Annotated in this window: 9 protein-coding genes; 7 read left to right on the top strand and 2 right to left on the bottom strand. The window is 37.6% G+C overall.

Annotated elements, in window-relative coordinates; all coding sequences use genetic code 11:
- Positions 1-210: 210 nt before the first annotated feature.
- From B0B05_RS15555 to B0B05_RS15570, 4 genes are read left to right on the top strand one after another with little or no spacing between them, the layout of a single operon-like run.
- Complete coding sequence (locus B0B05_RS15555) at positions 211-1,707, top strand: TlpA family protein disulfide reductase (protein ID WP_076784500.1); 1,497 nt, start codon at positions 211-213, stop codon at positions 1,705-1,707.
- An 8-nt stretch (positions 1,708-1,715) separates the two neighbouring features.
- Positions 1,716-3,122, top strand: a complete 1,407-nt coding sequence (gene rlmD / locus B0B05_RS15560) for a 23S rRNA (uracil(1939)-C(5))-methyltransferase RlmD (protein ID WP_076784501.1) — start codon at positions 1,716-1,718, stop codon at positions 3,120-3,122.
- A 24-nt stretch (positions 3,123-3,146) separates the two neighbouring features.
- A complete protein-coding gene (locus B0B05_RS15565) occupies positions 3,147-3,617 on the top strand; it encodes a DUF6452 family protein (RefSeq protein ID WP_076784502.1) in 471 nt (156 codons plus the stop codon).
- Positions 3,583-4,251 (top strand): DUF6048 family protein, encoded by a 669-nt coding sequence (locus B0B05_RS15570; protein ID WP_076784507.1) that lies wholly within the window; start codon positions 3,583-3,585, stop codon positions 4,249-4,251. Before B0B05_RS15565 ends, B0B05_RS15570 begins: the two co-directional genes overlap by 35 nt.
- A gap of 78 nt (positions 4,252-4,329) precedes the next feature.
- Here B0B05_RS15570 and sppA read toward each other — a convergent pair whose 3' ends face one another.
- The gene (gene sppA, locus B0B05_RS15575) at positions 4,330-6,075 is read right to left on the bottom strand and encodes a signal peptide peptidase SppA (RefSeq protein WP_076784503.1); all 1,746 of its coding nucleotides are present in this window, start codon (positions 6,073-6,075) and stop codon (positions 4,330-4,332) included.
- Between the two features lie 44 nt (positions 6,076-6,119).
- On the opposite strand from sppA, the gene folK reads away from it, so the two are divergent.
- Genes folK through B0B05_RS15590 form a run of 3 tightly spaced genes read left to right on the top strand, consistent with a single transcriptional unit; the run spans position 6,120 to position 9,418 of the window.
- Positions 6,120-6,515 (top strand): 2-amino-4-hydroxy-6-hydroxymethyldihydropteridine diphosphokinase, encoded by a 396-nt coding sequence (folK, locus tag B0B05_RS15580; protein WP_317044150.1) that lies wholly within the window; start codon positions 6,120-6,122, stop codon positions 6,513-6,515.
- A 20-nt stretch (positions 6,516-6,535) separates the two neighbouring features.
- Positions 6,536-7,957, top strand: a complete 1,422-nt coding sequence (locus B0B05_RS15585; RefSeq protein ID WP_076784508.1) for an OmpA family protein — start codon at positions 6,536-6,538, stop codon at positions 7,955-7,957.
- Between the two features lie 24 nt (positions 7,958-7,981).
- Positions 7,982-9,418: an OmpA family protein gene (locus B0B05_RS15590; protein ID WP_076784505.1), complete on the top strand. Its 1,437-nt coding sequence runs from the start codon at positions 7,982-7,984 to the stop codon at positions 9,416-9,418.
- Positions 9,419-9,480: 62 nt separating this feature from the next.
- On the opposite strand, the gene B0B05_RS15595 is transcribed toward B0B05_RS15590, so the two are convergent.
- The coding region (locus B0B05_RS15595) for a hypothetical protein (RefSeq protein ID WP_221406985.1) at positions 9,481-9,769 on the bottom strand (289 nt) is incomplete at its 5' end.

Below are 9,769 nucleotides of genomic sequence, written 5' to 3' on the forward strand. Positions count from 1 at the left end.
AAAATTAAATTGTAACTTGCCTCAAGGTTGCTCATAATTGTATTTGATTGGTAGTCAATACAATATACTAATTTTTAGTCACTTGAGCAACCTTTTTTATAATGCACTACGGGTTATTATTAGGTTTTCTGTTAATGTTTTAATAAAAACAGTAGTTCAATTTTTTTTTAACTTCTAATTAGATTATTTTTGCAAAAATTAATTTTTAAAATGAAAAAATACTTATTTCTACTTTTAATTTCTTTGTTAGTAGTTTCTTGCTCCAAAGTTAAAGTTGAAGGTAATATAAAGGGAGGTTCTCCTTTGGAAAGGTTGGAATTTATTGAAGCTTCTGGTGTTGCAACATTACCGTTAGTCAACCTTGGTGTTGACGAAAAAGGTAACTTTAAAGGTGAATTCAATGCACCTAAAAATGGCATGTATGCTATGACCTACGCAGGTAAAATGAATTTCATTTATCTGAAGAAAGGTCAAACTCTGAAAGTTTACGGTGATGCTGCTACTTTTCCCGAGATTTATAAAATCGAGGGGGATGCGAAGAAAAATAATGATTTCATTACCGAAACTCAAAAATACCTGCAGTCTTACAGTTCCAAGCTTAATATGCAATTGTTGCAGAAAAAAGAATCAGATTTCTTAGTTGACATTAAGAAAATATATGCAGATCTTGAGAAAAATCTAGATACAACAGCTGATAAGATAGGACCTGATAGTGATGTTGTTAAACTTAAAAAAGACGAATTAACTACCAATATCCTTACTTTTTTGGCTCAGTACGAGTCTACGCACGGTCAGGCCATTGGCGATCCTTCTTATAAAGTGTCAAAAACATTTTCTGATTATGAGAACTCTTTGACAAAAAATAATGATAGAATGGTAGAAGAGCTTCCGGTATATAGAAATTATCTTTTGAATAAGCTAGGCCAGAATTTCCAGAATTTTGCTGTAAAACAAAAGGATAAAGATTCTGCCAGCATGTCAACTATCTTCGCAAGGTTTTTGGCAACAGAAAAAGACATGTCTCAGAAAACTAAAGATTATCTTTTGGCATTTGTGATTGCAAAATTTGATCTTAATCCTTATACATCTGATGTAGAAAAAGTTAAAAAAGTAAGCGAAGAATACATCAAGGATTCAGAAGTTAAAAAAGATCTTAATTCCGCAATCAATGCTGTTTTTGGACTTAAAATTGGTGATGAAATCCCTAAGGTCAGTCTTGTAAAATTAGATGGTAAAACCGGTTATATCGAAGCTGATGGTAAGCCAACATTGGTAATGACGTATGCTTCATGGAATCCTTATATTGCGCAGTCTACTATTCCTGTATTGAAAGAAGTTGTTAATTTTTATAAATCTAAAGTTAACTTTGCATTCGTAAATGTGGATGATACCAAAGATCAGTTTACAAAAACTGCTAATGCAATGTTGAAAGGTATCCCGGGATCTAACTTATATGCAGAGGGCGGATTGGCATCAGAATATGCTAAGAAATTTTTCATCTATGGATTCAAAATCCCAGGCTTTTTTCTAGTTGATAAAAATGGTAAAGTGGCCAGCCAGACTTTTTATAATCTTGGTGATGCTAAGTTTGTTGAGGAGATGAATAAGATCTCAGGTCTGCAGGCGCCAACAGTTAATCCACAGGCTCAGCTTCAGAACCAGTTGTTACAGCAAAACCATAATGCTGATTCTGCAAAAACTAAGTAATACAATTAATGAAGAAAAAAAAGAATCAGATTCTTGAAAATATCAAACTCCTTTCTGCAGGTGCGAAAGGAGTTTCTGTTGGTAAGACTGCCGAAGGCAAAACCGTTTTGGTCTCAGGCGCAGTCCCAGGTGACCTCGTGAATGTACGAGTCAAAAAATCAAAAAGCAATTATGTTGAAGGTGAAGCTGTAGAAATTCTGCAATATTCGCCAGACAGAGTAGAACCACGATGCATTCACTTTGGGGTCTGTGGCGGTTGCAAATGGCAAAATATTGCCTATGATAAGCAGTTGGAATTTAAACATAACGAAGTGGTTAACAACATTACCAGAATAGGTGGTGTTTCCGGGTTTGAAACCATTCCGATTTTAGGTTCAGAAGAGCAGTATTTCTATCGCAACAAGATGGAGTTCTCATTTTCCAATGCAAGATGGTTAACGCAATACGAGATCAGTTCAGAAGAAAATTTTGGTAATAAAGATGCGTTGGGTTTCCATATCCCGGGGATGTGGAGCAAAATTTTGGATCTCAAAGAATGCTTTCTGCAGGAGGATCCTTCCAATGAAATTCGGCTGGCTGTAAAAAAGTATGCTGTAGATAATGGATTAGAATTCTATGATGTAAAAGCACAATCCGGCTTTTTAAGGACATTGATGCTTCGTCAAAATTCTGCTGGTGAGTGGATGGTACTTTTCCAACTGTACAAAGAGATGGAGGCTGAGAGAATCCAGTTGTTCGATTTTCTACTTGCTAAGTTTCCTCAGATCAAAACATTGGTTTTTGCAATTAATCCAAAGGGCAATGACAGCATTTATGACCTGGACATCCAAACTTATTTTGGCGAAGGTTATCTCTATGAAGAAATGGATGGTCTTAGATTCAAAATTGGGCCTAAATCTTTTTTTCAGACCAACTACCGCCAGGCACTGGAACTTTACAGGAAAACGCTGGAGTTTGCAGATCTAACAGGTGATCAGGTAGTATATGACCTATATACCGGTACCGGGACTATTGCCCAATATGTGGCGCGAAATGCAAAGCAGGTTATTGGTATAGAAGCCGTGCAGGAAGCTATAGATGCTGCCATAGAGCATGCGGAGCTTAATGGTCTTGATAACACTACGTTTTATGCCGGTGATATGAAAAATGTCTTCAATGATGAATTTCTTGCCAATCATCCAAAGGCAGATGTCTTGATAACAGACCCGCCGAGAGATGGTATGCACCAGAAGGTTGTAGAACAAATCCTGAAACTTTCACCAGAGCGTATTGTGTATGTAAGTTGTAATTCTGCCACACAAGCAAGGGATATCGCTTTGATGAAGGATGACTACGAGCTTGTTAAGATATTGCCTGTAGATATGTTTCCGCAGACACATCATGTAGAAAACATTGCCTTACTTTTAAAAAAATAGAACTATTTGTTTTATCTTTAATCAATGCAAAAGATATTTTTTTTAATCGGATTTCTGTTACTTCTTACCAGCTGTGGAGGTGATGATGATATCTGTCTCAATGCTGATTCTACGCCAAGATTGAAACTGAAATTCATCAATGCCAGTGGGCAGTTGCTAAGATTAGATTCTTTGTATATTGATGTAGATTATGGCGGAAGTACTCTAAAAAATATTGTGTCACAAGCCAATGCAGATTCTGTCTTTGTCCCGATGAGGATTGATGAGAGCAGTTATACAGATATTTATCTAAGATTAAGAAAAGCGGGCAACCGATCCAAAATAAGGGTTAGTTATGATAAAAAAGCAATCTATGTATCGCCGGCCTGTGGTTTCAAAATTAATTATGATAATCTGAAGTCTGAGCTTTTACAAGCTAATCCCGTACAGAATGTTGAACAAAATCAAACATCATTATCTGATGAAAGCAAAATCAATTTTTATCTTCGGTTTTAGTATTTTTTCAGTTGCTGGTTTTGCTCAAAAAAATGACATAGCTAAAAAGCAGGATTCGGCAAAATACAGGTACAAACCTAATTTTATTATCGGGGTAGATGTTCTCAACCTTGGAACAGGATTGTTTAGCGACAGAAAATTATTTCAGGGATTTATTTCCAGCAGAATCAGCAGGAGGGTACATGCGGTTGCAGATTTGGGCTATGATAAAAATATCTATCAGAAAAACGGATACGATGCCAAAGCGGACGGCTTGTTTATAAAAGTTGGAGGATTCTATATGCTGGCATCCGACCCGGAAAATGATATGAATGGTTTCTATGCCGGTGCAAAATTGGCAGGAAGTTTTTATTCGCAAGAGTATATGGCAATCCCTGTAAAAGGACTTAACAGCCAGGGTATAACGGTTTCGTTTGATCCTTCTACACAGAGCAGTTATTGGGTAGAAGGCCTTTTGGGAGCCAGAATACAGCTTTTTGAAAGTCCTTTTTTCATTGATGTTAATTTGCAGCCAAGATATCTGGCCTATACAACAAAACAGGACGAGATAACGCCGATGATTATACCAGGATTTGGGCGGAGTTCCGGCAGTTTCAGCATGGGATTCAGTTGGAATATTGCCTACAGGTTTTAGAAAAAAAACAGGGTATAAAAAGAATAAAAGTCCGTCAATCAATGACGGACTTTTTATGATATTACAAGGGCAATATTTCTAATTAATCTTGATAGAAAAAGGGCTTTCCATTACAACTGCAGACTTGGTGTCAGGATCTGTAATGTGCTGGTAAATTTTGAAATTTTCTTTACCAATTTTGCTTTTAATTAATTTGGTGGAGAAATCTTCTTCGGTCTCAGAGGAGAACATCTGCTCAAACCGGGAAACTTTTGAAGGGTAAGACGCCACATTATAAGTTTTAAGATGAGCAGAACGTGCCGCAAAATTGATAGCATCCTGCAAAGATCCAAGCTCATCTACCAGGCCAATCTGCTTGGCCCGCACGCCGGACCATACTCTTCCGCCGCCAATGGCATCAATTTCTTCAAAAGATTTTTTCCTGTTTTGTGTTACAAAATGTACAAACCGCTGGTAAGTCGATTCTACTCCTCTTGTCATAATATTGAGTGTGCGTGGGCTTAAACCATTGATGGCAGAGATCATATTAGAATTGGCATTCGTGGAGACGACATCGCTGCGTATGCCGTTTTTCTCAGCCAGTTCTTTGAAATAAGGGATAACTCCAAAAACACCTATTGATCCAGTTAAAGTATTGGGTTCCGAGAATATTTTGTCAGCTCCCATTGCAATATAATAGCCACCTGAAGCGGCATAATCACCAAAAGAAACAATCACTGGCTTCTTTCTTTTAAGTTGCTGCAGTTCAAATAGGATTTCGTCTGATGCATTGGCACTTCCGCCTGGTGAATTAATTCTGAAAACGACTGCTTTCACATTATCATCCTTTTGTAGTTTTTTAATTTCTTTGATAAATGTATCGGCGTAGATCCCATCATAACCTTTACCATTGTATATCGTGCCGGAGGCGTACAGGACTGCGATTTTACCGCCGTCGTCATCAGAGGATAGAGATTCCGAATACTTGGCAAACGAGATTTTATTCAATTTTTTGTCTTTATCAATATTCAGTTTTTTCCTGATGATATTATCATACTCCGATTTTTGAATGAGCTGATCCGCCAGTTTATATTGCAAACTAAGATTCGGGAGGTAACTGTACAGACTGTCTGTAATGGTATTAAGTTGTTGGAGCGGGATCTTTCTGGAAACCGAAATTTTCCCGGATGTCTTGCTCCATATATCATTGAGTAAAGTAGAAAGCTGCTCTTTATTTTCTGGCGATATCTCATCTCTCAGGAAAGGTTCTACAGCAGCTTTGAACTTACCATGGCGGATGACCTGGATACCAATGCCATATTTTTCCGCAAAATTTTTGAAAAATGTCACTTCTGTAGAAAGGCCTTTCAGCTCTATAAGACCCGCGGGATTGAGATAATATTGGTCTGCAACAGAACCCAGATAATAGGCACCCTGAGAAACCGTATTACCATAAGCATAAAGAAATTTCCCACTTTTTTTGAAATCCTGCAGTGCACTTCTGATATCATCCAGTTGAGTCATCCCTGCACTGATCTGATCCATCTCCAGGCTGATCCCTTTGATCTTATCGTCCGTCTTTGCCTTGCTGATGGCCTGAAGTATATCATACAACAAAACGGCTTTTTGATCATTATTAAAATTAAAAAAATCTTCCTGGTCCTCCGATGGACTGTCGATAATTTTTGTCTTGAGATCCAGAGTCAGTACCGAATTTGACTTGACATCCGGAGATCCCGATATAGAGGAAAGGATAATAAATCCTATAAAGAATACGAATAAACCTGCAATCAATATAAAAATTGCAGTTAAATTTGCTAAAACTATTTTGAAAAAACTTTTCATTTACTGTAAATTATTTGTCTTATATGTCGTACAATACTGTCATTTTGTTACTGGGAAGCAATATAAATAATCCGGAAAAAAATATAGAAACTGCACTTTTGGAGCTGGAGGCAAAAGTCGGGTTAATATTATCAAAATCAAAGTTAATATTAACAAAACCGGTTGAATTTGATAGTTCTAATATTTTTTGTAATATTGCAGTTAAAATAAAAACACAATTTTCACCTTTTAAGCTTCTTTCCGAGATCAAAGCGATTGAAAGAAAGATGGGACGGACAAAAGATTCGTCTTATTTTCAGGTTTATCAGGACAGAATAATTGATATTGATATAATAATATTTAACAACTTAAAATTTATATCAGGTAAGCTGTTAATTCCTCACGAGAAAAATCTTTATCATAGAGATTTTGCCAGAGAGATAATTAATAATGTGAAATGATTTTTGTAACACAAATGAATATGAAAAAAAAACTATTTCTACTTTTACTCTTGCCTATTCTGGGATTAGCACAGAGCGAAAATAACTCCAAGCCTGAGACACAACCGTTTAACAACAAAAGCCGACTTTTCAAAGATTGGTCTATATCTGTTGGTGGTGGCGCAGCGTTTATGGCTCATGCGGATCTTACGTCCTTTTACGATGGTAAGATTGACTGGGGCTGGAACGGGTATGTAAGTCTTGATAAGCAGATTAGCCATGTTTTTGGCCTGTCTTTGCTCTATACCCGTGGGCAAACCAATCAAAAAGCACATCTAAATGATGCTGCAGGTGTTGGACACGGATATACAAAGTTTAATCAGTTGGCACTATTAGGCGACGTTAACTTTTCTAACCTCATGAGAAGGACTGATAACAGGTCCAATTTCAGATGGGCTCTGCACGGTTATGCGGGGATTGGTTTTGTTGGCTATAAAACTTTCCTGCAGGATGATGCAATTCTTAGCAAGTGGCCAATGTACATAGAACAGGATTTTGGTATTGCAAGTATCTCATATATTGGTGGGATTGGTATAAAATATAATATATCCCGACTTTTGGATGTAGAACTTCGTACGCTATATCTCATAAGTGGGGACGAGGAGTTTGACGGAGGCGGTTGGACCAGAAATGCTGTTCCTGGTTATAACCTGATCAACGATTCTTATACAGATAACGCCTGGTTGGTTAATTTGGGAGTGTCTTTCAAATTAGGGAAACATCCTGATCATCTTCGTTGGGTAGACCCATTGCAGATGGCTTATGTAAAAGCCGATGCTTTAGAAGATAAATTCAAAGACTTTAATGTTTGCGAGAAAGGCGATAACGATAATGACGGAATCTGCGACGATTGGGATAGACAGTTAGATACGCCTGCCGGAGCCAGAGTAGATGGTGCAGGAGTTGCATTGGATGTTGATATGGACGGTGTTATCGACCTTTATGACAAGTGTGTAACAATACCTGGTCCTATTGAAAATAACGGCTGCCCTGTCGGTAAAACTACCGCAACTGTTATCCCGACAAAACAAGCGTCTGTTGACGAGATCAATAAAAGTTTCAATGGAATAGAATTTGAACTCAACAAAGATGTCATTCGTAATAAATCATTCTCAGATTTGGATCATGCAGCAGAAATCATAAAAACTCTGGATTCAGGCAATGGTTTTGTCGTAGTAGGCGCTACTGACAGCAGAGGATCAGCTGCCTACAACAAAAAATTGTCTCAGGACAGAGCAAACGCTGTAGTTGCTTATTTGATTGGCAAAGGTGTTTCATCAAGTCTTTTAACCGCAGAAGGCCGTGGGAAAGATGATTTGAAATATCCGGAATGTGACCCGGCTACCAAATGTCCAGAATGGAAAAATGAAGCTAACAGAAGAGTTTTTTTTGTAGCTAAATAATTAATAAACATAAAAACATCAAATATGAAGCAAAATTTATTATCATTAGCACCAGCATTTTTATTGTTGCCAATGAATATGCTTGGTCAGGAAGTGGCTACTGATGCTAACTCCGGATCACAAAATATATCACCATTTACTCAATCATCCAAAAAGTTTAACGATTGGTCTATATCTGCAGGGGCAGGGGTTCCCTTGTTGCAGTCAGCGGATATGACATCTATCAAAAACGGTAATGGTAAAAATCTTTTTGGCTACTCAGCTTATGTAAGTGTTGACAAAGCCATCACCCATGCTTTTGGTATTAATTTACAATATGACAGAGGAGAAACAAGACAGGGTTATGCATCAACCAAAGATCATGTAGCTTTACCTGATAAGCAAATTGCAGGCCGTACACAATACGATGCTATTTCGGTATTGGGAGATGTTAACTTTTCTAATATTTTAAGAAGAGTTGATAACAAATCACCTTACAGATGGGCGCTTCATGGTTATGCAGGTATTGGAACGATAGCGTACAGATCTTACCGTCAGGATCCTGGCCCATATAATCAAACCCTTAATTTTGAGAAAAAACCATTCAAGCTAGGTTCCCTTTTTGGGCAAGCTGGTGCTGGTCTCAAATTTAAAGTCAATAACAGAATTGACATAGAAGGAAGAGTAATGTATGTTGTAACCGGTGATGATGAGTTCGATGGTGCTGGCGTTGGACAAACAGGCTATAACCTGACTGAAGATCAGATTTCTGATAATTTCTTCAATACTACTCTTGGTGTAACCTTAAAACTTGGTAAACACGAATCGCACCTAATGTGGCATGATCCTTTACAGGAGATTTATTACAAATTGGATGTCCTTGCTGATAAAACACAGGATATCGAAGTTTGTAAGAAAGGCGATGTGGATAATGACGGTGTTTGTGATGATTGGGACAGACAGTTGGATACACCTGCGGGAGCAAGGGTTGACGGAGCTGGTGTCGCGCTGGACGTAGATTTGGATGGAGTAATCGATCTTAATGATAAGTGCGTTACAGTCCCAGGCCCTGTTGAGAATAACGGTTGCCCGTTAACGGTTAATAATTCAGACACAGGTGTCGTTACTGATGCTGCAAGTATCCTGAAAGGTATTGAGTTTGACTTAAATTCTGACAGAATATTACCTTCTAACACAGAGATTCTTAATAACGCAATCAACTATATTAATTCTTCAACCAGTAAGTTTAGGATCGTTGGTGCTACTGATACAAGAGGTACAGACCGATACAATCAGGGATTATCGGAAAGAAGAGCAAATAATGTTAAAAACTATTTGATTCAGCACGGTGCAGATCCGTCCAAATTAGAAGTTGTTGGCCGTGGTGAGAAAGATCTTCTTTATCCTGAATGTGAACCAGCTGCTAAATGCCCGGAATGGAAAAACAGAGCTAACAGAAGAGTGTATTTTGAAAATTATTAAAAAATCACTATCAAACGGATAAACACACAAATGAGTAATATTCCTTCATAAAACATTGTTTTTCAATATGTTTTTATAAGAATACAAAAACCCACCTCTCTGTTTTTCAGAACAATTCTGTCTGTATCCAAGGTGGTTTTCTTCGTTTTTTCTGTTTCGTGTAAGTTCTCCTGCTGTTCTGTACCATCCAAAATATTTCCAGATGGCTGATTAAATGAATCCTGATGAGTGCCGCAATGGTAGAAAATGCCTTTTTGCTCTTTGATTTTACACGTAGAACCTGCAACAGTAGCTGTGCAATCAGGGTACACCAAATTTGGGTTTTGATGCCGTTTTCTGTTTCGGAATAAA

This window comes from Epilithonimonas bovis DSM 19482 (assembly GCF_900108115.1).
GTDB classification, from domain to species: domain Bacteria; phylum Bacteroidota; class Bacteroidia; order Flavobacteriales; family Weeksellaceae; genus Epilithonimonas; species Epilithonimonas bovis.